Here is a 23,214-nt window from a genome sequence, read left to right on the forward strand (position 1 = left end):
GCCAAAAGTAAATGCCCGGACAACCTTTCGGAGGCCTGTTTGCGCTGAAACGGAAGATGCCGCCGATGAAGTGACAGCGCATCCGGAGGCAGCAATCCGCATGAGAAACCGGGTTGGGAACAGCGGTGAGTCATGAAGGCAACTTTTTGACGCTTCATGCCGGGGATGTTCCGTTTCAGTCCCTTGGCAATAGGATAGGCACGTTCGGACTGCGCAATTTTACGGCGGTTCCGGTCGAACCTGTTAACACGTCCGTTTCAAACAACAAATACCATGAAAAAAGTCTTCAAGTACATTGGCCTCGGATTAGGCTGTATACTGGCGCTGGCTGGCGGTTTTTGCGCTTACGTAGCCATCGTGGGCGTTCCGGCCTACGACCCGCCCGTCATTCCGGAAGTGACCGTCGAAAAAACGCCCGCCCGCATCGCCCGGGGCGAAGTGATCGCCCAGATTCAGTGCATGGCCTGCCATGCCGACAACGAAAACCGCCTGACCGGCAAGCACCTGGCCGAAGTGCCGGCGCTGTTTGGTACCCTGTATTCCAAAAATATTACCCAGGACAAGGAGAAAGGCATCGGCAACTGGACCGACGGCGAGTTGATTTATTTCCTGCGGACCGGTGTCCGGCGCGACGGAACGTATGCCCCCATTATGCCGCAGTACCCCAACATGGCCGACGAAGATATGAAGTCCGTGGTCGCCTGGTTGCGTTCCGACCGCTTTCCGGTACAGCCTGCCGGGGCGGAAGCACCCGAATCGGAGTTGAGCTTGGTTTCCAAGTTGCTGACGCACACGCTGATGAAACCGCTCTCGTATTCGCCCAAACTGGTTTCGCTGCCCGATAGCACGGATGAAGTGGCATTGGGCCGGTATACGGCCGATGCTATCGGCGACTGTTATAGCTGCCATTCGGGCGACATGATTGATCAAAGTAAAACGCATCCGGAGCGGAGCAAAGGCTATTATGGCGGGGGAATCGAGATGAAAGATAACGAAGGCAAATCGGTGTTTACGGCCAATCTGACGTTCGACGACCAAACCGGAATTGCCAAAAAATACACGAAGGAGCAATTTATCCGGGTGGTCAAGACCGGCGTCCGGCCCGATGGCTCCATTTTGCGGCAACCGATGTTTCCGCGCCCGATGTTGTCCGATCAGGAAGTCGGGGCGATTTACGAATTCCTGAAAACGGTTCCGAAAATCAAAAACGACATTGCGCAGAAGAACGCCGAGGTGCAACTGGCGGAAAAATAAAGGCTGAGCGGGTCTGACGCTCAGACCAGCGGCAACGTAACCCGAAACTCCTGTCCATCGTCTTCAATGGTGGGCAGGGGTTGTCCGAGCATCTGGTATTTACTGAAAATATTGGTCAGCCCGATGCCGTTGGAGAGCGGTCGGCTGTTTTTGCGCTGCAAATTGTTGCTGACGGTCAATTGCTGTTCGTCGGCGGTCAGGATAATGCGGAGCGGTTGTTCGGGCAGGATGATGTTGTGTTTGACGGCATTCTCCACGAGCAGTTGCAGCGTCAGGGGCGGCAGTTGCAGGGCTTCCGCGCCGGGCCGGATGCGGGTCACCAGCGACAATGCATCGCCGTGGCGGGTTTTCAGCAGGTGGTAATACGATTGGATAAACTCCAGTTCGGTTTCCAGGGGCGTCAGGGGTCGTTCGTTGCTGCGGAGCAGATATCGGTACACGGAGCTAAGCTCCTCGGCAAACACTTCAGCTTTCTGCGGATTTTCACTGATCAGGGCTGTGAGCGAGTTCAGGCTGTTGAACAGAAAGTGCGGATTGACCTGCTGACGCAGCGTGTCGAGTTGGGCCTGAAGCTGCGCCTTGCTGAGCGTATCGATCTCCTGCCGCGATTGTTGCCACTGCCCGAACGTATCCATGCTTTCGTACGTGATGACCACGATGGCCACGATGATGGTGGTGAACACCAGACAGAGCGCGAGCCGACTGATCTCCGGTTCAAAACCGGGCATGTTGATGAACCAATAGACGAAAAAAAGCATCGTAACGTGCAGGCACGAGCTAAGCGAACAAATCAGAAACCGCCGAATCGCCCGAACCACGTAATCATTGGGGTCAGGGTGCAGTTCGTTTATCCGGATGGCGATGCTGTTGTTGACGTACCAGTTGATCATCGAACTGAGGAAGGCCAGGCCGGTTGCCAACGCTAGCACCCGCCCGTCGTGCCAATAGTCGTTGCCGAGTAACAGCCAGTTCAAAATGCTGATAAACAACGGGACAACACAAATCTGTAAAAGCCAGTCGTACCGAGAGTAAGAGCGAATTTTCATACCATAACTGCTTGCCGCGCAGTTACTTCAAAGCTACAAAATTTCACTAATAAATTAATACGTGTTTCCGTGCCCCCATTCGGGCCGAATCGGAGCTAGGCCGCCAGGGAGCTGCATCTCTTTTGTAAAAACAACATGCAGGCACTCAGGGGGATACCGACGCACGTCCGTAAACCGGGTGTTTTCGTCAATAATTCGCTCAAAAAAGTAAAGTTTACTTGTCTTAATGTCGTGTATTAATTACTTTTGGCCAAGTTTACTAACCTTCTTCTCCCCATGCATCACCTCATAAACTACGCGGGTCTTTTGTTGATTGGAATCGGTATTGTGACGGTTCTGGTCGATCAGACAGCGGGTTCGGAATTGCCGCTGCTCGTCGGGTTGTTTACGGTATTTGTTAGCAAAGAGAAACGGGAAGATGAACGGGCCGTTCTTTTAAAGGCTTCTTCGACTTCCATGGCTTTAATTCTTGGCTATGGCTTCAAGCTGCTCAGTTCGAATCTGTATGCGCATGGGTTGATTTCGTTCCAACTGAACGATATTAACTATTTTCTGATCCTGGTTTTTGCGTTGGCGCTCATCATCTATTATGTACGGTTATACCTTTCCTGGAAATAACCCGATCGAAATGAAAAACACGTTAAAAGTGGAACGGGCTAAACACAACATGACGCAGGCCGAACTGGCGGATAAAGTAAACGTGTCGAGGCAAACGATTAACTCCATTGAAATCGGGAAGTTTGTTCCGTCCACGTTCCTGGCGTTGAAAATGGCGTTTGTGTTCAATACCACCGTTGAGCAACTGTTCATTTTGGAAGAAACGGATTGGAAGTAGTGCTATCTTTGACGGTTTGTGAAGACTAAACGACCCGCGCCCGAACCGCCGGTCATTTCCAGAGGTTATGAAAAGACCCTGTCAGCGGTTGATTCAGTTCACGCCCTGTCAGGGTCTGTGACCGCTGACAGGTTTAAGCCCCCAGCCGGATCGGCAGGCTACGGATGCGCTTCCCGGTGGCGGCAAACAGGGCGTTGCAGAGGGCCGGAATCACCGGCGGCAGGCCCATTTCGCCCAGACCCATCGGATGCTCCTCGCTCGGAACAAAATGCACGTCGATGGCCGCCGGAGCCGCGTTGAACCGCAGCAGCGGGTAGTCGTGAAAATTGCTTTCCTTCACCCGACCGCCCTCGATGTGGATGGCCCCGTTAAGTGCCACGCTTAGTCCGTCGATAATGCCGCCTTCCAGTTGGGCCGTCGCGCCGTTGGGGTTGATTACCCGCCCGCAGTCGACGGCGGCTACGACCTTCTCGATTCGCACCGTCGTCGGTGAGGGCATTGACAGCGTGATGACCTGGGCGACGTAGGTGCCGAACGTGTAGTGGCTCGCAAAACCCCGAAACTGCCCTTTGGGCGCGGGCTGATACCAACCGGATTTTTCGGCCACCAGTTCGATCACTTTCCGCATGCGGGCCGTGCTGAAGACCTTGTTTCCGTAGGTATTCTGGGCAAAACGCCGGTCGCCCGCGCCGAGCAGTTCGCGTTGAAAATCGACCGGATTTTTCCCCGCCAGCGTCGCCAGTTCGTCCAGAAACGACTGGAGGTAAAAGGCCGTCACGTTGTGCCCCGGCCCGCGCCAGGCCCCCAGCGGAATGTTCGTATTCACCCAGACGGTATCGATCCGGCAATTGGGCACCAGCCCGGCTGGGAAGCTGTCCGGCCAGAAAAAGTTTGCGGCTTTGGCCTGCCAGGCAACCAAGTTGTTGTTCGCATCCAGACCGCCTTTCAGCCAGCAGCGGCCCCGGGCGTTGTAGACATCGTGCTGCAAATCATCCTCCCGCGTCCAGACCACCTGCACCGGTTTTCCGAGTTGTTTGGAAAGCAGCAAAGCCTCCGTCGCGTAATCGGTTTCGAGCCGCCGACCAAAACCGCCCCCGGCCCGCGTCATGGTCACCGAAATCTTGTCGGCGGGCAGGCCGGTAATTTCCACGGCCCGGTCCTGCACGGCTTTGGGCACTTGCGTGGGGCCGACGAGCGTTACGCGATCGGGCTGCACGTCGGCCACGTAGTTCATCGGTTCCATCGTGGCATGGGCCCAGAACGGAACGTCGTAGGTCGCTTCGAGTTGCTTCGTACAGGCGGCAAACGCTTTTTCCACATCACCCTCGTTGCGCCGGGGTTTGTTGGCCGGTTTTTGAAATTCAGCCTCCATTTTCCGGTGAATGGTTTCGTCCGATTCGGTTTCCGCGCCCTGAAAATCCCACTCCACCGTCAGGGCTTTCTTTCCTTTCAAAGCCGCCCAGGTGTTTTTGGCAATGATGGCGACGCCCGCCAGATTGTATTTTTCCGCGCTCAGTTCGACCACCTGCACCACTCCCGGCACCGCCTGAGCCGCTGACGCATCAAACCGTTTGACCTTTCCCTTAAAAACCGGGCACCGCTCCACGACGGCAATCAAAGTATCTTTCGGGCGGGTATCCAGCCCAAACCGGGTTTTGCCGGTTACAATATTCGGTGTTTCGACACCCTTGACCGGTTTGCCGATCAGCGTGAAGTCGGTGGCGTTTTTCAGCGTCGGGAACTCCGGCGTAATCGTCCGGCTGATCGTGTCGTCGACCAGTTCGGCGTAGCTGAATTTTTGGTCGGTTCCTTTTCGGTACACGACACTTGCTTTGGCAAAACAGGCATCCAGCGGCACCGCCCAGCGTTTGGCGGCTACCTCGATCAGGGCCTCGCGCACGGCGGCCCCGGCTTTCCGGAGCAGTTCGTAATTGTTGCGCAGGGCGCTGCTGCCCGCCGTACTCTGGTCGCCATATTGGGCATTCAACGGGGCTTGTTGCACCTCAATCTGCTGCCAGTCGGCTTCCAGTTCTTCCGCAATCAGCATCGGTAAGGCCGTCGAAATGCCCTGCCCGATCTCCGGATTTTTGTTCAGGATAATGATTTTGCCGGTATTGCTGATCTTGATGTAGATATTCGGCTCAAACGTGATTTCGGCGGGTGGCTGGGCGGTTCGCGCGGTGGCAAACTGCACGCCGACCACCAGGCCAACACCCGCCAGCGAACTGATTTTGATGAACCCCCGGCGACTGACCGACGGATTGGAAAGCTTGCTCATGGTGGGTCGGGCTTAGTCGTGCGGTTTTTGAATGGCGAGTTTGATGGCCTTCCGGATGCGGACGTAGGTGCCGCAGCGGCATAGATTGCCGCTCATGGCTGCGTCCAGTTCGGCATCGGTCGGCTGCGGTTTTTTCGCCAGCAGGGCGACAGCGGTCATGATCTGCCCGGTCTGGCAATAACCGCACTGGGGTACATCGACGGCGATCCAAGCCTGCTGAACCGGGTGTAACCCATTTTGCGCCAGCCCCTCGATGGTCGTGATGGGCGCCTGGGTACAGGCGGTTACGGGCGTCTGGCAGGAGCGAATGGCGGTGCCGTTCAGATGAACCGTGCAGGCTCCGCACAATCCCTGTCCGCAGCCGTATTTGGTGCCGGTCAGGTTCAGCTCGTCGCGCAAGACCCACAGCAGGGGCGTATCGGCTGGCACGTCTACCGTTACGCGCTGGCGGTTTACAGTCAGGGTGAAAGAAGGCATACGTAGGAACGAAACAGGGAAAACAGGTTGGTTGTGAAGGTGAAGAAGCAGATACAGGGCGGTTTTCTGAAAGCTTTTGCAGGGAAGACCCCGGTTTTTGCAGGGAGCCGCCAACGGCACCGTTGTTTTCCGTTTCGCCTTCGCGTAATTTTCCGTCAAAAAGCACGCGGTTTCAGCCACCTATGACGCCTTCTTTTCCCGCGATCGATTCGCCCGGACTAAACCGGAAAACCGTTCCCTTCGGGCTGGTGGCGGGCTGGCTCGTCCTGGGTATACTCTATGGGGTGCAGCAATATTTGTTTTTTTCGCTGGAAGGCATTAGCTGTAGTTTCTGGGGCACGTTGGTCGATCAGGTGCCGAATTTTCTGCTCTGGAGCGGCTATAGCCTGCTGATTCTGAATCTGAACAACCGGTTTCCACTTCCGCAAACGGGCGGGTGGCGCTGGGTGGGTCTGCACCTGGGCGTGGCGACGGCGCTGGCCGTGCTGCATATTCTGGCGCTCGGGTCGGTGCGCTGGGTGTGGTATTCGTGCTGCGACACCGTCGGTTGGCAACACCATCTGGCGGCCTACTCGCGGGCCTGGTTTTTCTTCCAGTACGTGCTGTACGGACTGGTGCTGCTGCTGGCCAACGGCTGGAGTTGGTACGACACCTACCGCCGAAACCGGGAGCAGACGCTGTTGCTGGAAAAACAACTGACCGAAGCCGAATTGCAGATTCTGAAAATGCAGTTGAACCCGCATTTCCTGTTCAACGCGCTCAACACCGTCAGCATGCTCATCCGGGTGCAGCAGCCCGAACAGGCGACGCAAACGCTGGCGTCGCTGGGCCACCTGCTGCGGGAATACCTGAAAACCAGCGCAACGCAACTGGTTTCGGTCGAACAGGAACTGACGAACCTGCAACGCTATCTGTCGATTGAGCAGGTGCGGTTTCGGGGTCGGTTTCAGTATGACGTAGCGGTTTCGCCGGAATTGGGCTCGGTGCTGGTGCCGGATTTGCTGCTGCAACCGCTGGTCGAAAATGCGCTCCGGCACGGTTTTCGGGAGCCGGGATCGGATTGCCGGATTGCGGTTCGGATCGAAGCGGAGGGCGACAGGCTGGTGATTCAGATCCGTGACAATGGCTGCGGTTTCGATGCCGGGCGCGTCCGGCGGGGCATTGGGCTGGAAAACACAACCCAGCGGCTGGCGAAAATTTACGGCGGCAACGCCCGCTTCCGAATCGTCAGCGCCCCGAACGAAGGCACCGAAATTTCGATCCATCTCCCTATTACCCGAAGCGAAACCCATGTCGAAACCGTTGCGAGTCTGCATCATTGACGACGAACCGCTGGCGCGCGAGGGGCTTTGTTTCCTGGTTGCGCAGGACCCGGACGTGGAGGTGGTCGGCACGTACGCCATCGGGCAGCAGGCCGTCGACCAGATTCGGATGCTAAGACCGGATGTGCTGTTTCTGGACATTCAGATGCCCCAACTCGACGGGTTTGAACTGCTGCAACAGGTGCTCGAAACCGTACAGCCCGTGGTTGTGTTTGTCACGGCTTACGAAGAACACGCCCTGAAAGCATTTCAGGTCAGGGCGATTGATTACCTGCTCAAACCGTTTACCGACGACGACCTGCACCAAACCCTCCGGCGGGCCAAAGCCTACGCGCGCGGCCAGCAGGCGCTACAAACAGCCGATGAACCCCCGCTGACGGCCGTTTCGGTGAAAACCCGGCGCGGCACCGAGCGCATTCCGGTTGGGCAGATCGACTACATCCGGTCGCTGGACTATTACACTTCTGTGCATGTTGGTCCGAAAAAATACCTGCTCCGGCAGTCGATGAACGCGCTGGAAAACCGCCTGGAATCCACCGGATTCATCCGGATTCACCGCACGGTGCTGGTGGCGCTGCGGGCGATTCAGACCGTCGAGGCTACGCATCTTGTCACCACCCAGGGCGTTGAACTGCCCGTCAGCCGGGCGGGACTGAGCAAGTTGAAAACCGCCCTGCGCGGTTGATTTCCAGAAAATGACGCGTCTCCGGCACCCGGTTTTTGTTCGGATGACAGAGACACGTTCGGCCGAAAACCGCTTACCGGCGTTCTTTTTCGGGAGCCGGAACCTGCTGGGTGATGCAGTGCATACCCCCACCACCGACCGTAATGGCATCGACGTCGATCTGAACGACTTTGCGGTTCGGATACAGCTTCAGGATCAGTTGTTTAAAGGCTTCATCCTTTTGCTGCAAATCGGCGTCCCGCCCGGGTTTGTAGAATTTCGGAATCAAAACGACATCGTTCGTGACCACGTAATTCATGTAACTGGCCGCCAGCACAAACTGAATCGGAGCGCGGTTGGCGGGGAAATGTTCCAGTCCCTTCATTTCTTTCAACGACTCATACATTAAATCGCCCGGATTCAGTTCAACCGCAATCGGACTGGGTTCCGGCGCCCGGATGACTTTGATGGGATTGCCGTCCTGATCCGTGGAGTTGACCAGCACCTGATAGGCATCTTCGAGTGCCTGGTACGATTGCTGCGTGAACGGATTGCCTTCGCTCAACTCGGTGAAAGGAACCTGAGCCAGCAGAACCGTATTGGAATTAATCCAGGAAACCATCTCGTCGGCGTGCCAGACACCAAAGTTGAAATACGGTTTTCGCTTGATGAATTTGGGCGCTTCCAGCACCGGGTGTGCGTCGGTTCCGGTATTTTCGTTCAGGAAAATCACTTTTTTGAGATTGAAAACCCGTTTTAGTTCGGCTTCAATCTGGTCGAGTGTCATCGTCGGATTGCTCGCCAGCAACGATTTCTTGACGGCGATCACCGTGCCTTTACCGTTGAAGTGCAGGTTGCCTCCTTCCGCAATCAGCGGAGAACTGACCACGGTGGCACCCTTGGCCGCGCCGGTTCCGTGCGATACATCGTTGTCAAGCTGGTAAATGGCGTTGGATTCGGCACTAAGGTAGGCCTCTGTCCGGTAGGCGTCGAAGTCGAAATCCACCACCTGATAACCGCCCTTTTTGTTTTTCAGGAACGTTCCGCCCGTATCCCGAATCCACAAGTCGCCGTGCGAAACCGTGTGAAATTTTACCGCAGCATCGATGGCGGCTGGCGAAACACCCTTACCAATCAAAGCCGCTTTCAGGGCGTCGGCATCGGCGGGCGAGTTGATGGCGTAATCAATTTTGGTCGAGGTCGGAATAATTTCCTTAATCATCTCGGCCTGTACGTTCAGCATCGAAAGCCCCAGTTTGTAGTCGGTTGTCGGGGCCGACAGCCAGATGGACGCTAACGATTCAAACTCGGCGGGCACATAGTAGGAATTGGCACCGGAAGCATTGGGATCTACGTCAGAATTGGTGTTCTGGCAATTGGGAAGTAAAAAAGGCAAAGCCGCCAGTACCAGTACGCGAACGAAGGATCGTTTCATGTTCGATTGATTTGTTGTTGTGGATAAAAGAAATGACGCATCTGTTGGCGTCGAAGTGATTACAAAGCTAGCGGACGACGAAAGCCGGGGGCGGTATACAGCCGGGGGAAGGGATGAAAACAGCCGGTCTGGCCCTCAAACGAATCGGTAACGGGACGAATGAGCAAACGGTCATGTCGTGCCGGAGCGTCGTTTTGGAAGGGTACCTTTTCGCATCGGCTTCCGTTCTTGGAATGCTGCCAGGAGAGAAGCTGCCAGCAGTAGCACATACACGTTGATCGTTTCCAAACCGGCTAGCTTGTGGCCGGTTTTTTATGAAAAAGGCGCTACATCATTGTAGCGCCTTCCATTGAATGACCGGCTCATCGTCCGTTGGTGGCAATGGCTTAACCGGTTTAAGGGATAACCAGAATTTTCCGGCTGCGGACCTGCTTTTCTTGCCGAAGTATCACCGAAAAGGTGCCTCTGACACCCAAAAGCCGCACTTTCTGGCGTTGCGCCCCGATGCCTTCCAGCGTTTTCCGGTACCACGACCGGCCCGCTTCGTCGACCACCGACAACTCGCTAACCGAGTGGGTGGCCGTATAAAAATGAATCTCAAACTCACCCGTGGTTGGGTTGGGCGTAACCAGAAGGTCGGCTTCCTTTTCAACCGCGACGCCCAGGCGGCTGTTGGGTGCACAGTTCAGTGGCTTGGGAGCCTGTTTCAAGACAAACGTGCTGTTTTGGACCTTCGCACTGATTTGCACGGTTTGCCCGGTTTTGACACTGGCGGGCGTCGTAAAATTGTAGACGTGGTAGCCGTTGCCCTTGCCCGCATCCTTGATGTCCTGCCGGAAAATGTCGGCTTTGGTGGTTCCGATGGATTGATCGTTGGCAAAAAACTCAACCGTCAGGGCTTCGTTGGGCTTGTTGCGGTCCCAGACCCAGCCGCGAATCGATCCGCATTCCACCTTGTCCAGATAGCCTTCGAAGTTCCCGGTTACAGTCGGCGGAGGAGTCGATTGATCCGAAACGGTTAGCGTGAATGTCACCGAACCGGCCAGCGCGCCGTCGCTGGCGGTGTAAGTCAAACTGAACGTCGCGGTGGTTGTGGGCGTTCCGCTGATGGTCCGTGTGCTGGCCGTAAACGTCAGTTCCTCCGGTAAACCCGTCAGCGTGTACGTCAGCGCGGGCGAATCCGGGTCGGTAAAGGCGGGGAGTGTCGCGCTAAACGGGGTGTTGACCTTGGCCGTCAGCTGAGCTACCGCCGGTGCCACCGGGCGCTGGTTGGTGGGCGGTTGGGGTGCGCCCTGGCAGGTCAGCTTTTTGGGCGAATCTTTCAGGATGTAGTTGGTACCGAGCACCCGGCCGCTGAGCGTATGTTGCTGGTTGTCTTTCAGGGTTTCGGGGATGGAGAACGTAAACCCGTGAATCCCGTTTCCTTTTCCCGCATTCTTCAGATCCTGGCGGAAATCATCGGCTATGACTGTAGCAATGACCTGTTCCCCGTCGAGCAGTTCGACGTACAGAGCGCTGTTCGGTTTGTTGCGGTCCCAGACCCAGCCCCGGAGTGAATTGCAGTCAATGCCGCCCAGGTAGCCTTCAAAATTACCCGGCAGCGATCCGTTGGGGTAAACATTAACTTTGACGGGAGCGGACGGATTGCTTTCGCAGCCTGCAGCTTTCCGGCATTTCGCCGTGTACAGTGTGCTGACTGCTGGGTTTACCTGAATTGAAAAACCGGTTTGTCCCGTACTCCAGACCACGGTTTCGACGCAGCCGCTGGCGGTTAGCACAGCGGTTTGCCCTTCGGTCAGATCGGTCAGGTTGGTGCTGATGGTGGGCGCCGACGGCGCGTCTGGGCAACTATTCAGGCCAATCTGGATGGACGGGCTGTAGCTTGAACCATTGTCGTCGGCGACGATTTTCAGGCGGTAAAACGCCAGCGCAGTGACGTCTTCGTGCCGGTACGTATAAGTCTGCCCCGTTTGTTCGTCGCCGGTGGCCGGTAGCGTCGTTACTTTGGTGAAATTGCTGCCATCGGTGCTAAATTCGAGGTCGAACTCCTTAATACCCGGTTCTCGGTAGCTTGCCCACTTCAGGCTTTTGCCCGACCCGTCGACTTCACCGTGAAAGGAAGTAAGGCTGAAACCGGGTTCTGTTTCCGGGAACAGCGCGAAGTATTCGTCCAGAAATTTCAGCCGGGCTTCCAGCCAAGTAGTCACCGTCGACAAATCGGTGGTTCGGACGGTTCCGGGCCATTTTGTGGCTTCGCGTGTGTAGGCACCTTCGGCTGTTAGCAAATCATAATTGGCGGTAAGTTTACTTTTCAGCATTGGAAACGAAAACTCATTGCGACGTAGCGCAAACCACCGGTTGCGCAGTTTGCTCTTAAAACCGTCGGGATTAAGTGTAAGCAAACGCTCAAAAAGCCCGTTTGTGCTGATAAAACGCGTGTCTTCCGATCGTTCGGCCAGGGTACTATACCCAAAGGTGCCGTCCAGATCCCAGGCAATTAAAAAATACGGTTGTCCTTCTTTATAGCGGGCAAGAAATTGGTTATTACCAAAGTTGTCCGTAGCATTGAGTAGGTTGTGGAAAATAAAATAATCAGCCAGGTTATCGAGTCGTAATTTTTGCGAAACAGTATTTTTAAATTCATCAACGGGTGATTTCGTGATGAATTTAATTAATTCATACAGATTGTTCCAATAGGGGTCCGGATAATCCATTTCCCATTCGGCCCAAACTTCATCCGTTGGTTTTGAGGGAGGGGCTGGTAAACCCTTATACAAAGTGGCATCCGACCAGCCATCCGCTTTGTATAATTCGCCCCGTATTTCGCCATTATCGCCGGTTTTTTTTAGCTTTAGTTGTTTGCGATCCATTGGTTCGGTGAACAGATAAATGCCTGCATACCGGTTATTAATGAACACGTCGCAGTAGCGGGTTCGAATCGCTGAATTGGCATCGGCTTCCTGGTTGGCGTAGTAGAGTTTGTGCATATTCAGCCACAGAGCATGCGAGGTGGCGTTATTGAGCCGCAGCGGTTCGTTATACATCGCCAAAAGGTACCACTTGCTGTCTTTACGCATGTTCAGCAGCGACGTTTCCAGTTCATCATCGCCGTTCGGATCTTTCCAAAGCTCCATGTTATAGGACTTTTTTGGAAACTTACGCGAAATGTTTCCCCGATTTCGAATGCCCATCGGCGCCGAGAAAAGTGCATCGCTGCCGTTTGCCAGCGTGAAAACGCCCTTCGTACGCTCGTCGGTATTGCTGATGGTTTGAGCGCCTTCTGTTTTGATCTCAATCAGCGGAAAATGGGTGAAATATAAAGTGAATGTGTTGCTCCCATTTTTTACTTTATAGGCTTTCCCGGTTTCAAACGTACTGACAGCCTGCGTGAAGGTGTAATCTTTGTCAAACCGAAGCGTCGGAAGCGATTGACCGTCCGGAAAAGAAGGAATCTGGTTGCAGACGATTAATTTCAAATTATTGTCAATCTGATAACGCCCGGAAGGTATTTCAACATGTTGAGCAAGAATGGGCGATAGGGAGAAGATAAAACTGAGTGCGTAGATAAAAAAGCATTTCTGTAGTCTGGTAAATTTCTGTTTTGTCATCGGTGTTTGGCTTAAGATAAATAAGGTGTCGTTGCGCAGAAATGGAATAATTCTGGTAAAGTTGATAGATTCGTAAACATACAGAATATTATTAAATTATAAGTAATTATTTGTATTTAGCTGAGATTGCTGTTTTTTGAAGAATTAGCCAAGACATTAGTTAATTATTTTACTTATACAAACAAATAAGCAGATTTGACAGACGTATCTATTTGATCGATTGACAAATAAAAACGCAGCGATAACTCTGATCATCGCTGCGTTTAATGATTGGTACGATGGAAATAAAACCTTCGTTACTTCTTTAAACTCGCCAGAAATTCGACCACATCCCGAATCTCGCGTTTCGACAGAATCGTCCCCATCGGCGGCATGCTCGATGGCAGGTTTTCGCGCTTGTCGATGCGAGCGACCGGCACTTTCAACGGTTCGGCTTCGGTGGTTTTCAGCACGAGTTCGTGCTGGGTTTCTTCGGCCAGGATGCCCGTGACGGTTTGTCCGTCTTTCAGCGTCAGCGAAACCATGCCAAAACCGGGGGCCAGCCGGGCGCTCGGTTCGATCAGGGCCTGGAGCAGTTGTTCGCGGGTCAGCACGCTGCCGATGCCGTTCAGCGACGGCCCAACCGCCCCGCCCTGGCCACCGATGGCGTGGCAACGAACGCACTGCGCCGTGGAGTTGGTATTGAAAATTCGGCGACCGGCCATCGCATTCCCGCCAAACAGGGCATCCTGAAACTCGGCCAGCGTGTTGCCGGTTCCTTTCAACGGAGCCATCTTCGCCAGAAGCGTTGCGGATTTCGACGCTTCCACGGCTTCGCCCAGTTCCAGCGCCAGGCTCGGCGGGAGTTGTTTAGCCGCCATCCGGTCGATCAGTCCGGCCAGAATCGGCTCAGTTTTTGTCACCGGCATACCGCCCAATACGCGCAGCAGTTGCTGCTGCTCCCGAACACTTCCTTTCTCAAAGATGGGTTTCGACACCTCCGCCAACGCGTCGGCTGACAAATTGAGTCCGCTCACCAGCCCGAGGGCCGTGGTCCTGACATCCGCGTCCGCGTCGTTCATGCCCTTCTTGATCACCGATTCCATGTCGCGGTAATTCAGTTGCTGCAAGGCCGTCAGCATAGCCGACCGCACCTCCGCCGACGAACTTTCCGCCATGATTTTGGCCAGGCTACCTGCCTGCTCCGACAACCCCAGGTTGCTCATCATCTGGGCCGTCGCTACCAGTACCGCCGGGTCCGAATCCTGCAAAAAAGCGTCGATCTGCGGTTGTACCTTGGCTTTCACCACGGCCGGGTTGCGTTCCACAACGCCCCGGTACCGTCCATCGACCCGGTCGAGAACCGACGGGTTGGCCCAGGTAGCCAAGGTGGCCAGCGCTTCGGCCCGCAGTTCCTTCGTAACGTCTTTTCGTTTGGCAAACGCCAGCAGCATGTTTAGTTGCTCATCACCGCCGACGCGCAGGCAGGCGTTGATGGCCCGGCGCAGCAGCGGTTCCGATGTAAACCGGGTGTCGTTCAGCGCAGCCGCCAGCGCAGGCAATGCCGCTTCGATGGACAGGTCGTCGTTGATGGCACGGGCGGCTTCCGTCGCGATGTATTCGTCCTGATCTTTCAGAAACAGGGCCACCTTCTCGTTGCTCAACCGGCGCAGCACCAAAACCGCAGCCAGCCGGAGTGATTTGTTCGGGTTGTTGGCCAGGGCCACGATCGGCTCCACTTGTCCAATGCGCGACAGGGCCAGCACGGCCGCGTGGCGCAGGTACACATCTTCGTCGTTGTTGGCTTTGATCAGATTCAGCAGCGGCTCGACGGCGGGCTGGTATTTGATGCGGCCCAGCGCCTGAGCACTGAAAAACCGGACGCGCGGGTTCTGGCTCGTCAGCAACGGCACCAGAGCCGGACCGGCTTCGGGCGTGGCGGCATCGCCGAAGACTTTGGCGGTTTGGGCCACAATTTCAAGATCGGCGTCTTTGAGCAGGGGCAGCAGTGCAGCCGCCTGCGACTTGTCCTGACGGAGCAGTTGGCCCATCCCCCAAATACCGTGAATACGAGCCAGTTGGTTGCCGGTTTGGGCGATGGCTTTTTGCAGGAACGGCGCTCCTTTAGCCCCCCGGTTGACGAGTTCAAACTGGGCTTTCTGCCGAATCCGCATGTCGGGGTTCGACAGCAGCGAGAAGAGCATGTCTTCGGTTTGCGTGCCGTAATCCAGCGTCATCAGCCGCTTCGTCTCGGCGCGCAGGGCTTTCAGGTCGTTTTTGTCGTCGGTCACGTCCAGTTTCCAGACCCGGCCGTAGTTTTTGGTGTCCCAGCCGTTGATCCAGTCGGCGATGTACAGCGCGCCGTCGGGACCAAACCGGATGCCGGTGGGCAAAATGCCATTCAGAATGTTTTGCTCCCCATCGAGCACAAACGACGCGCCTTTGGGCTTCAGACCGAAGGACCAGATGGGCGAACGGGCCGGGTTTCCGACGAATTCAACCAGAAAGAACTTGTTTTTCCAGGCTGAACCCAGGGCCGTGCCGGGGTTGTACACCATGCCGGTCGGACCGTTGTGGAAGTTCTGAATCGGCGGAATGATGTAAGCTGCCTGACCGTCCCAGCGGGGTTTGTACAGTTTTTCGTCCATCCAGACCTTGTAGCTGTTGTTCTTCGGATCGGTGTACTTCCCATATTGCCAGTTGGAGCGCCAGCCCGCGTCGGAGCCTTCCACGATGTGGACCAGCCGCTCGCTTTCACCGGGGTGGTCGCCGTCGTTGTCCGAACTGATCAGGTTGCCGTATTCGTCGAACACAAACTCGTGGGTGTTGCGCAAACCGCCCGCAAAGACTTCAAAATCAGAGCCGTCCGGGTTCGAGCGGGCAATGATTCCTTCGTTGGAACGGTTGTGGTTGACGCCCTCTTTGGTGGTGATGTTGGCTCCAATGTCGCCGATGTTCCAGTAAATTTTGCCATCCGGCCCTTCGATGGGGTTCGACATGCCGTGACCGCCAAAACCGATGTGAACCGCGTATCCGTGGCTGATGGACGTTTTCTGGTCCAGTATGCCGTCGCCGTTGGAGTCTTTGAGCCGCCACAGATCGGGGGCGATGGCGACAAAAGCGTCCTGCGCCCGAATCAGCAACCCGCCCGCTACGTCGGAGACTTCCTCAAAAAAGTCGTTGAGAATTCGGGTGGCTTTGTCGGCGACGCCGTCGCCACTGGTGTCTTCGAGCCGCCAGACCTCATCTTTTTCGACGGCGAGATCCTTCCAGTCGTGGCTACCGTCTTCGTTGAGGTCTTTCAGCCACTCGTTTTCCTTGCTTTTCTCGGGCGCGAAGGTTTTCCGCAGAAAGGCCCGCCGGTCTTCCACGGTTTTCAGCGCGATGGAGGGCGTCATCCAGTCGCGGTGGCCGCGAATGTCAAATTCGGAGTTTTTCTGGCGGTTGGTCCGCGTGAGGTACACCCGGCCCTGGTCGTCGATGGACATGGCAACGGGGTCGGGAGCCAGCGAGTCGGACGCCCAGAGGTCCAGTTTCAGGCCGTCGGCCAGTTTGACGACGGTGTTGTCCCGAATTTCCTTCGCGCGGGCTTTGGCCTGGGCGGGGTCTTCCTGAACCACCAGCGGAGCGCTGTCGGTTTTGGACGAACGGGACGGATTCATTTTCATGCAGGACACCACCGCAACGGCGAAGACGCCGGATAGGAGCAGAGGTGTTCGAACGCGTGTATGCAGAGGCATGGGTAAAGGTTAGTTGACGTAGTAAAAAGCGATTTGGAAAGAACCAGGTATGCCATTTCCAAAACCACTAAGATAAAGGATCTCAACGACGAACTATACCCGTCTGCGCACATTTTTCGGGGGAGGGAATTTGGGGATTGGATCACGCATCGAACGGATGGTATCCCATAAAAAAACGAAGGAGCAAACGCCCCTTCGTTTCGACCCTAATCAACAGGTGTGCAAACTGGGATTACGGTTCACAAATTTTGCTGGTACAAGCGGTAGCTGTTTTGTGCGGACGGCCACCCAGTACATTCAGGGCCTGGCTTTTTGACAGCGCAATGATTTTGTCGGTTTTCAACGTGATTTTTGACACTTGCTTTTTCATGAGCATTTGATGTTAAATGGTGTGAATATGGGCCTACTCTGAACAGGTTTTCGGCGTCCCCTTGCGGCCTTTTCTGCGTTGGCTGTCACAAAAGTGGTTGGTTAGAGTGGAGTTTGGAAGCTGGAACCAATAACAGGTAAACATAGGTTAATAACTAGCGAAAAATCGTAACAAATCGGACAAACGCCCCTCAAGCAAGCAGCAGGAAGCGTTCCCAGGACGGTGGTCCGCCCAATTCAGCCAGGAGCACTAGCCCCACACTGCTCTCACCGTCGAGCAAGCCCAGATTGGGAAAGTGGTTGCCTGAGTCGTACGCCAACAAGACGTTTTCGTCTGTATCCGGTAGGGCAAATGCCAGTGTCTGCTGCATCCAGTAATCGGCGGCCTCGGCCAAAACCGGGTTCGCCATCGGTCGTGCGAGCCGCCGGAACAGGTACGCCAGCCCCGCCGATCCATGACAAAATCCCGCATCGTAGACATTTGTATCAGCCGGTTCCCGCCGTTGAGCCGCTTTTCGCATCGTTTCGTACGCAATGGATTGCCAGGGCTGATGACCGAATTTCAGGCCGCACAACGCGAACGCGCTGGCAATGCCCATGTCGCCGTAACACCAGCTCAAGCGGCTGTCCTGGTCGGTGCGTGGGTCGGAGACGAGCGTCGGAAAAACGCTCAGGCCCGACCGGTTGCGGGTGTTCCAGATCCATTGCAGCGTTCCCCGAATCAGTTCGGCGCAACGCGCCCGGGCGTAGCCGCGCTCATAAAACAGGCTCAGCAGCGACGCAATGCTGGCCGTACCGTGCGACAGACCAGGGTTGTACCGGATGGGATCACCCGGTTTTCGACGGCCAAAATCCGTGAATGGCCAGGTGATGTCGCCGTTGGGAAACCGGAGGGCGGTTTTGTTCAGGGTTTCGACGAGGTGTTCGACGTAGCGGGCGATGGCTGGATTCGGCTGGCGTTCCAGGAAATACAAACCGGCGCTTAGTCCGCCGTGCAGGTAATCATAATCCCCGTTTTGAAGCGGTTCCAGCGATAATTCAAAAAGCGCTTCGTCGAGGTCGGCGACCACATCCTGGGCGTCGAGGTCATCGGTTTGTACCAGTCCGTGGTTACAAAGGTGCAAAAACCCCCAGGCCACGCCCGCCATGCCGTCGGCGAAGGAATGACTCAGCCCGCCCTGCTGAACGGCCTCCAGACTGGCGGAAAGGCGCTCCCAGATGCGGCTGTCGTCGGTTTGTCCGAAAAACCGGTTGGCGTAAGCTTCCAGCAGGGCGTACCCCATTTGCCCACTCAATAACCCGACCTCGCCATCAACCGGCTGGCGATGAATGTGCTGATAGATGCGGTCGAGCAACTGAATCGTGGGCGAAGTCGAAACCGGCGGTGGAGCGTTCATAGCGTCTGGACGAAGGCTTCTGGTTGGGAAGCCGAACCGGCGTATTGGGGCAGCGTATCGGCCAGCAGTTCAAGGCTTTTCAGTTTGTGGCTGGTTTTTTCGGCCATGTTCAGGAATATAAACTCTTCCACTTCATAGATTTCTTCCAGGAGGGCTACTTGATCCAGCAGGTACGTCGGGGAGCCGATCAGTTCCTGGTAGACGCCAACGGGTTGCTCCAATTCGCGCCGGATTCGGCGGGCTTGCCGGGTCGTTTCGGCGCAAACCCCCGCAATGGCCAAATTGATCTCCGGCCGTTTTCCGTGCTTTTCGTAAAAAACCGTCCGGTATTCGTGCAGCTTTTCGGCTTCTCGCCGGTGATCGGTGATTTCGGTGTGAAAGCACGATTTGCACAGGGAACCTGGTTGGTCGACCAAAGCGGAAATGTTTTTCAGCCCCGCGCTCAGTGACCAGTACGTCGGCACAAAACCGCCAAAGGGCACAATCTGATGCGCGTTTTCCGGCGCGTGTAAATACTGATAGAGGGCTGCGCAATTCCGGGTAAACAAATTTACCTTCACCGAAGAATCTGAAAAATCAAGATCGGGGACGAGGTGCGGTTTAATGTCCGGCGGAACACTCCCACCGGCCACGCCCAGGTCGATCCGGTTGGGAAACAGGTTGTTCAGTACTTTGAACGCCGACGCGACGCGGTACGGGTTATGAAACGCCATGAGCAAACCGGCTACGCCGACCCGGATGTGGCTGGTCAGACCGGCAATGATGGGCAGCAGCATCTCCGGATTGCTGTAGGCCGACGAAGCGCCGTAATGTTCGCCCAGCCAAAACCGGGTGTAGCCCAGTTCGTCGGCGCGCTGGGCGTAATCCAGCACATTTTCGACAATATCCATCGGACTTACGCATCCGGTTCCAAATTCCAGAAGGCCTATTTTCATGGGGTATAGCGTTACGTGGCTGACTTTTCGCCGAAGGAATGGAAATAAAGGAAGCAGCATTTTGACTAAATGCTGCTTCGAACCTACTGATTACGAGATGTGTACGAAATTATAATTCGGTGGGGCAATAGCCTTTCGTCGTACAGCCGGTGTAAACGGTTTTTTGGGGAGGACGGCCACCCAGGACGTTCGACGCCTGCGCTTTAGACAACGAAATGATTTGGTCGGTTTTCAGTGACAGTTTGGCAATTTGCTTTTTCATGGTAGTAAATGGTGTGTTTTGATGCCTACTCTGGATCAGGTTTTCGGCGTCCCCTGCGGCTTTTTTGCTTGGCCGATACAAACATGGCCGCTTGCGGATGATTTCAAAAACCGGAATTTGTAACCAGCGAAAGTTGGTTGGTAACTGGCGGAAAATGCGGATTCTTTCCCAGAGCGTTCTGATCGGGTTTCACACCGGCGTGGCCGCAACCGGCGAGGTCGTGGTCGAGAGCCAGCTCCAGGTTAGGGAGCCGTTGCCCGACATCATGGTTTGCTGACAGGTCAGCGTTGGGGGTGTCGAGTCGGTGAAATGCTGGTCCATCGACACGAAGCCCAATTGCCGGTCGCCGAGTTTCGACAGGGCTGTTCCGATCTGCCCCAGGCCATTGCTGACGGTTTGAACGCCCGACAAAACGACCGGATTCAGTCCACCGATGGTTTGGAAGAGCTTGCTGCCGGTCACCTGGTTCTGGACAAAACCGGTGATTCCCGACAGAATCTGGCCGATCTCCTTGACGGCCGCCATCGACTCCATCACCCACAGCCGGGCCAGCACGGTGTTGCTGGCGGGCAGGGCCGTCGAGAGCAGAAACAGGCCCCCGTCTTCATCCCCGGCCGGGGCAAAGTGGTAGCTGGATTGGTGTTTGCCCAGTTTCAGAAAACCGCTGTCGGGCAAAACCGTCACCATCAGGTGATCGGGGTTGTCGGGCGTGGTGGCCGAGAGGATGAAGTACAGGCTGCGTTCGCGGTTGGGCAGCGTCAGGTCGATGGAGTCGAGTTTCAGTTCAAGCGTAGAAGAACCCATGGCGGTTGGGGTTTGGGAGTGGAAAAGGAGTTAAGGGCTTCAATTGTGATACAGCGGCATTTTTTTCAGCGCGCTCATAATGGTCGGTTTGGTGCTCAGCCAGTAGGCCATCGGCGTCTGGTTGGTGATGGCCGAAATCTGGTTCTGAATGTCCGTCGGCAGCGTATTGAACTGGGGCGACGTCCTTTCTTTCTGCGCCAGGGACACGAGCTTTTCGAAGTTTTTCTTGAGGGTTCCTTCGATGTCCTGGAGGGCGGTTTCGACGGAAATGCACCGGCTGCTGGCTTCAACGGACTGGTAGTGCGTGTAAACCATGTTGTACATCAATTGCAGACCGAGCATGGCGTTTACAACCTCTTTGGTCAGTTCAAACGTCTTCATCATCCAGCTTTTGAACACATCGAGCGATTCGACAATTTCGGCGTACACATCTTCGAGCATGCTCATGTCGAACGCCATTTCGGACAGGATGTCGGCGGAGATGATCAGTTCGCTGCCGGCAATCAGGTCAGCGTCTTCGATCACCTCAAGTACAATAAAAAAGACTTCTTCCATTGGAGTAAAAGGTAAGGGTGAGGGGTGGGGCAGAGCGGATTGCTCCGCCCCGGCAAGGAAACTCAGGAATTGGTCGGGTCGTAGATGGGCATTTCGGCCAGTTGTTCCATGATATCCTGAGCGATGGTCAGCCAGTAAATGTCGCCGGTCATGGCAATTTCGGCTTCAATCGTTTTCTGAATATCCGGGCTGAGCGAATTCCACAAATCCGTGTTGTTTTTGGTCTGAATCGCCACGGAACGCACCGTGTCTTCGTATTTATCGACCAAAACCGACCGTGTGCCGTCGATGGCTGCGCTCAGCTTCACTTTCTTGCCGCCTTTGTCCGCTACTTCCGCGTGTTTTTCGATCAGTTGGTACACCAGCAGAATACCGGTTCCGAGCATCACTACTTTCTCAATGGTCAGCGATTTGACCTTATCGAGTACGTAGTCTTTAAATTTCGAAGCGGTTTGCAGCGCTTTTTCTTTAAACGAAGCTACTTCTTCCTGATCCACTTCTTCTTCGGACAAGGTGCTTTCGCTTTCAACATCCGAGGCCACGCTCATTGCATCCTCGTCGGTCAGTACGTCTTCCAATACTTCTTCTTCCATGATTGTAACTTGATTAAGAGTGAATTGATAAATTAATTGAACAGTAAAAACACGTTTCCGGCCGGGTGTCGGGCGGAGTTAATTTTGGTCATCGAGCGTCACATCGACCGTCAGATTGGAGTGGTCTTTGGTCGGGCTGAGCTTCACGCTGAGGTTGCTGATGGTGGTGCTGACCGAGTCAGAGTCGTGCTTGTTCCAGGCGTGGGAGCCCAGGCCGGGGTCGGAGCCGTCGTTAATCTGGTAGTACCAGTAGGGTGATGAACCGATGCCGAACACCTGAATCGGCACGTGAATTCGGACCCAGAGTGTCTGGTAATCGACGCGGACACCCTGGTAGATGTCGATGGCGCCGTCGGCAATGAACTTCAGCGCGTTCTGATCCAGCGAGAGGTAGTCGGTGCTGCCGGTGTCCAGCGGGCTGGCGGGCTGGTGATTGACTTCGCCAACGACCGCTTCAGTAACGCCCCCGAAGTGGGTAATGCCTACGCTGCGCGACGACAGATTGTGGTAATTGATGATCCATGCCATATGAAAAAAGGGTTATTGGTTTGGAAAACAGATTGTTGGTTAATTCGACTGGGACAAAGTAAGCGCGCTTTTTTCGCTCAAAATTTGAGATGTAGGCGAAGGCGGATTCTGTGTAGGCAGAACCGGTTTTTGTGTAGGTGAACGGTTTCGGGAAGAATAATTACTCGGGCAAGCCAGCAGTAGGGAAGCCGGTTTTTGTCGGATAACTAGGAGAGGGCCGTCGATTGGATCGACGGCCCGGCGTTGCCAGGATGGGCGTCGGGAAACGTTACTTTAACTGAAAACAGCGCAGAAAATCGTTGCGGTAGGTTTTGCTGAGCGGGATGATGTGCGTACCGACCGTGACCTCCTGTTCGCTAAACGTATGGACCTGCCCGACGTTGACGGCGTACGACCGGTGGATGCGGACAAACCGCTTGTAATCCAGCTTTTCCAAAACCGTCGAGAGCGGAAGCCGGAGGGCGTATTTTTTGCCGGACGTGATGAAGGTGGTATAAATATCCTCGGCGGCCAGAAACATGATGTCGCCGAGGTTGACTTTGATGTAATGATAGCTCTGTTTGACAAACACCTGTTCGTCGATTTGCAGAATGGTGTCGCGGGTAATGTCCGGTTCGTCGTCCGGCAAATCCGGTCCGGTTTTGGGCGGTTCCGACGGATTACGGGCAAAGTTATGGATTGCCATGTCGATGGCAATGCGGAGATCGGTGGGGTTGTACGGTTTGGTCATGAAAGCCGCCGGATAGGTCGACTTGGCCCGGGCAATGGTTTCGTCGTCGGAGAACGCCGTGAGGTAGATGACCGGCACCCGCTTCGATTCGGTAATCCGGCGGACGGTTTCGATGCCGTCAAATTCGCCTTTGATGGCAATATCGCAGAGCAGCAGATCGACCTCGTTTTTCCGAAACAGATCAATGGCCTTTGTCCCGTTGTTGGCCATACCGACCACGCAATACCCGGCCGCTTCCAGCCGGTCGCTCAGCGCCATGGCCAGAATCGCTTCGTCTTCCACAATCAGGATATTGATTTGCTTTTCCATGACGTTTTTTACAGTATTCGGTATTCCGTTTTCGGTGTTCGTTATTCGATATTCAGTGTTCGATATTCATTATTATTCATCCTTTTTCAACATC

The 23,214-nt window shown here is 55.1% G+C and carries 20 protein-coding genes; 5 read left to right on the forward strand and 15 right to left on the reverse strand.

The features are described from left to right. Window positions 1-273 precede the first annotated feature (273 nt). The gene (locus ACO2Q8_RS26020; protein WP_423347818.1) at window positions 274-1,254 is read left to right on the forward strand and encodes a c-type cytochrome; all 981 of its coding nucleotides are present in this window, start codon (window positions 274-276) and stop codon (window positions 1,252-1,254) included. 20 nt (window positions 1,255-1,274) lie between these two features. On the opposite strand, the gene ACO2Q8_RS26025 is transcribed toward ACO2Q8_RS26020, so the two are convergent. Further along, window positions 1,275-2,300, reverse strand: a complete 1,026-nt coding sequence (locus ACO2Q8_RS26025; protein ID WP_423347819.1) for a sensor histidine kinase — start codon at window positions 2,298-2,300, stop codon at window positions 1,275-1,277. Window positions 2,301-2,576: 276 nt separating this feature from the next. Here ACO2Q8_RS26025 and ACO2Q8_RS26030 point away from each other — a divergent pair, with 276 nt between their 5' ends. Both ACO2Q8_RS26030 and ACO2Q8_RS26035 read left to right on the forward strand, forming a co-directional pair. Further along, a complete protein-coding gene (locus ACO2Q8_RS26030) occupies window positions 2,577-2,918 on the forward strand; it encodes a hypothetical protein (RefSeq protein WP_423347820.1) in 342 nt (113 codons plus the stop codon). A gap of 10 nt (window positions 2,919-2,928) precedes the next feature. Further along, the gene (locus ACO2Q8_RS26035; RefSeq protein WP_423347821.1) at window positions 2,929-3,135 is read left to right on the forward strand and encodes a helix-turn-helix transcriptional regulator; all 207 of its coding nucleotides are present in this window, start codon (window positions 2,929-2,931) and stop codon (window positions 3,133-3,135) included. Between the two features lie 133 nt (window positions 3,136-3,268). On the opposite strand, the gene ACO2Q8_RS26040 is transcribed toward ACO2Q8_RS26035, so the two are convergent. Together ACO2Q8_RS26040 and ACO2Q8_RS26045 are read right to left on the reverse strand one after the other, a co-directional pair. Then, window positions 3,269-5,413 (reverse strand): molybdopterin cofactor-binding domain-containing protein, encoded by a 2,145-nt coding sequence (locus tag ACO2Q8_RS26040; protein ID WP_423347822.1) that lies wholly within the window; start codon window positions 5,411-5,413, stop codon window positions 3,269-3,271. 12 nt (window positions 5,414-5,425) lie between these two features. Further along, window positions 5,426-5,890: a (2Fe-2S)-binding protein gene (locus ACO2Q8_RS26045; RefSeq protein WP_423347823.1), complete on the reverse strand. Its 465-nt coding sequence runs from the start codon at window positions 5,888-5,890 to the stop codon at window positions 5,426-5,428. Between the two features lie 182 nt (window positions 5,891-6,072). On the opposite strand from ACO2Q8_RS26045, the gene ACO2Q8_RS26050 reads away from it, so the two are divergent. Both ACO2Q8_RS26050 and ACO2Q8_RS26055 read left to right on the forward strand, forming a co-directional pair. Further along, the gene (locus ACO2Q8_RS26050; protein WP_423347824.1) at window positions 6,073-7,212 is read left to right on the forward strand and encodes a sensor histidine kinase; all 1,140 of its coding nucleotides are present in this window, start codon (window positions 6,073-6,075) and stop codon (window positions 7,210-7,212) included. Then, on the forward strand, window positions 7,181-7,897 hold the full coding sequence (locus ACO2Q8_RS26055) for a LytR/AlgR family response regulator transcription factor (RefSeq protein WP_423347825.1): 717 nt from the start codon (window positions 7,181-7,183) through the stop codon (window positions 7,895-7,897). Before ACO2Q8_RS26050 ends, ACO2Q8_RS26055 begins: the two co-directional genes overlap by 32 nt. Before the next feature lie 73 nt (window positions 7,898-7,970). On the opposite strand, the gene ACO2Q8_RS26060 is transcribed toward ACO2Q8_RS26055, so the two are convergent. The 12 genes from ACO2Q8_RS26060 to ACO2Q8_RS26115 all read right to left on the reverse strand — a co-directional run bounded on the left by ACO2Q8_RS26060 (window position 7,971) and on the right by ACO2Q8_RS26115 (window position 23,120). After that, the gene (locus ACO2Q8_RS26060; protein WP_423347826.1) at window positions 7,971-9,311 is read right to left on the reverse strand and encodes an agmatine deiminase family protein; all 1,341 of its coding nucleotides are present in this window, start codon (window positions 9,309-9,311) and stop codon (window positions 7,971-7,973) included. Window positions 9,312-9,706: 395 nt separating this feature from the next. Next, on the reverse strand, window positions 9,707-12,787 hold the full coding sequence (locus tag ACO2Q8_RS26065) for a CotH kinase family protein (RefSeq protein WP_423347827.1): 3,081 nt from the start codon (window positions 12,785-12,787) through the stop codon (window positions 9,707-9,709). Between the two features lie 428 nt (window positions 12,788-13,215). Beyond that, on the reverse strand, window positions 13,216-16,638 hold the full coding sequence (locus ACO2Q8_RS26070; protein WP_423347828.1) for a DUF7133 domain-containing protein: 3,423 nt from the start codon (window positions 16,636-16,638) through the stop codon (window positions 13,216-13,218). Window positions 16,639-16,870: 232 nt separating this feature from the next. Next, window positions 16,871-17,008, reverse strand: coding sequence for a class I lanthipeptide (locus ACO2Q8_RS26075; protein WP_423347829.1), 138 nt, complete (start codon window positions 17,006-17,008; stop codon window positions 16,871-16,873). A gap of 190 nt (window positions 17,009-17,198) precedes the next feature. Beyond that, window positions 17,199-18,404, reverse strand: a complete 1,206-nt coding sequence (locus ACO2Q8_RS26080) for a lanthionine synthetase C family protein (RefSeq protein WP_423347830.1) — start codon at window positions 18,402-18,404, stop codon at window positions 17,199-17,201. Next, complete coding sequence (locus tag ACO2Q8_RS26085) at window positions 18,401-19,339, reverse strand: LLM class flavin-dependent oxidoreductase (protein ID WP_423347831.1); 939 nt, start codon at window positions 19,337-19,339, stop codon at window positions 18,401-18,403. The genes ACO2Q8_RS26080 and ACO2Q8_RS26085 overlap by 4 nt, the downstream gene beginning before the upstream one ends. A 109-nt stretch (window positions 19,340-19,448) precedes the next feature. After that, the gene (locus tag ACO2Q8_RS26090) at window positions 19,449-19,601 is read right to left on the reverse strand and encodes a class I lanthipeptide (protein WP_423347832.1); all 153 of its coding nucleotides are present in this window, start codon (window positions 19,599-19,601) and stop codon (window positions 19,449-19,451) included. 189 nt (window positions 19,602-19,790) lie between these two features. Then, window positions 19,791-20,405 (reverse strand): hypothetical protein, encoded by a 615-nt coding sequence (locus ACO2Q8_RS26095; RefSeq protein WP_423347833.1) that lies wholly within the window; start codon window positions 20,403-20,405, stop codon window positions 19,791-19,793. Between the two features lie 39 nt (window positions 20,406-20,444). Next, the gene (locus tag ACO2Q8_RS26100) at window positions 20,445-20,960 is read right to left on the reverse strand and encodes a hypothetical protein (RefSeq protein WP_423347834.1); all 516 of its coding nucleotides are present in this window, start codon (window positions 20,958-20,960) and stop codon (window positions 20,445-20,447) included. Window positions 20,961-21,022: 62 nt separating this feature from the next. Continuing rightward, on the reverse strand, window positions 21,023-21,553 hold the full coding sequence (locus ACO2Q8_RS26105) for a hypothetical protein (protein WP_423347835.1): 531 nt from the start codon (window positions 21,551-21,553) through the stop codon (window positions 21,023-21,025). Between the two features lie 78 nt (window positions 21,554-21,631). After that, entirely contained in the window at window positions 21,632-22,081 is a 450-nt protein-coding gene (locus ACO2Q8_RS26110; RefSeq protein WP_423347836.1) for a hypothetical protein, read from the reverse strand. A 268-nt stretch (window positions 22,082-22,349) separates the two neighbouring features. After that, entirely contained in the window at window positions 22,350-23,120 is a 771-nt protein-coding gene (locus ACO2Q8_RS26115) for a response regulator (RefSeq protein ID WP_423347837.1), read from the reverse strand. Between the last annotated feature and the right edge of the window lie 94 nt (window positions 23,121-23,214).

It is taken from the genome of Larkinella sp. VNQ87 (assembly GCF_049445795.1).
Classification (GTDB): domain Bacteria; phylum Bacteroidota; class Bacteroidia; order Cytophagales; family Spirosomataceae; genus Larkinella.

Coding starts and splice junctions, on each gene's coding strand:
- ACO2Q8_RS26060 (WP_423347826.1), bottom strand. CDS start 9,311: ATGAAACGATCCTTCGTTCGCGTACTGGTACTGGCGGCTTTGCCTTTT.
- ACO2Q8_RS26105 (WP_423347835.1), bottom strand. CDS start 21,553: ATGGAAGAAGAAGTATTGGAAGACGTACTGACCGACGAGGATGCAATG.
- ACO2Q8_RS26070 (WP_423347828.1), bottom strand. CDS start 16,638: ATGCCTCTGCATACACGCGTTCGAACACCTCTGCTCCTATCCGGCGTC.
- ACO2Q8_RS26095 (WP_423347833.1), bottom strand. CDS start 20,405: ATGGGTTCTTCTACGCTTGAACTGAAACTCGACTCCATCGACCTGACG.
- ACO2Q8_RS26025 (WP_423347819.1), bottom strand. CDS start 2,300: ATGAAAATTCGCTCTTACTCTCGGTACGACTGGCTTTTACAGATTTGT.
- ACO2Q8_RS26100 (WP_423347834.1), bottom strand. CDS start 20,960: ATGGAAGAAGTCTTTTTTATTGTACTTGAGGTGATCGAAGACGCTGAC.
- ACO2Q8_RS26090 (WP_423347832.1), bottom strand. CDS start 19,601: ATGAAAAAGCAAATTGCCAAACTGTCACTGAAAACCGACCAAATCATT.
- ACO2Q8_RS26085 (WP_423347831.1), bottom strand. CDS start 19,339: ATGAAAATAGGCCTTCTGGAATTTGGAACCGGATGCGTAAGTCCGATG.
- ACO2Q8_RS26040 (WP_423347822.1), bottom strand. CDS start 5,413: ATGAGCAAGCTTTCCAATCCGTCGGTCAGTCGCCGGGGGTTCATCAAA.
- ACO2Q8_RS26030 (WP_423347820.1), top strand. CDS start 2,577: ATGCATCACCTCATAAACTACGCGGGTCTTTTGTTGATTGGAATCGGT.
- ACO2Q8_RS26075 (WP_423347829.1), bottom strand. CDS start 17,008: ATGAAAAAGCAAGTGTCAAAAATCACGTTGAAAACCGACAAAATCATT.
- ACO2Q8_RS26110 (WP_423347836.1), bottom strand. CDS start 22,081: ATGGCATGGATCATCAATTACCACAATCTGTCGTCGCGCAGCGTAGGC.
- ACO2Q8_RS26045 (WP_423347823.1), bottom strand. CDS start 5,890: ATGCCTTCTTTCACCCTGACTGTAAACCGCCAGCGCGTAACGGTAGAC.
- ACO2Q8_RS26115 (WP_423347837.1), bottom strand. CDS start 23,120: ATGGAAAAGCAAATCAATATCCTGATTGTGGAAGACGAAGCGATTCTG.
- ACO2Q8_RS26055 (WP_423347825.1), top strand. CDS start 7,181: ATGTCGAAACCGTTGCGAGTCTGCATCATTGACGACGAACCGCTGGCG.
- ACO2Q8_RS26080 (WP_423347830.1), bottom strand. CDS start 18,404: ATGAACGCTCCACCGCCGGTTTCGACTTCGCCCACGATTCAGTTGCTC.
- ACO2Q8_RS26050 (WP_423347824.1), top strand. CDS start 6,073: ATGACGCCTTCTTTTCCCGCGATCGATTCGCCCGGACTAAACCGGAAA.
- ACO2Q8_RS26020 (WP_423347818.1), top strand. CDS start 274: ATGAAAAAAGTCTTCAAGTACATTGGCCTCGGATTAGGCTGTATACTG.
- ACO2Q8_RS26035 (WP_423347821.1), top strand. CDS start 2,929: ATGAAAAACACGTTAAAAGTGGAACGGGCTAAACACAACATGACGCAG.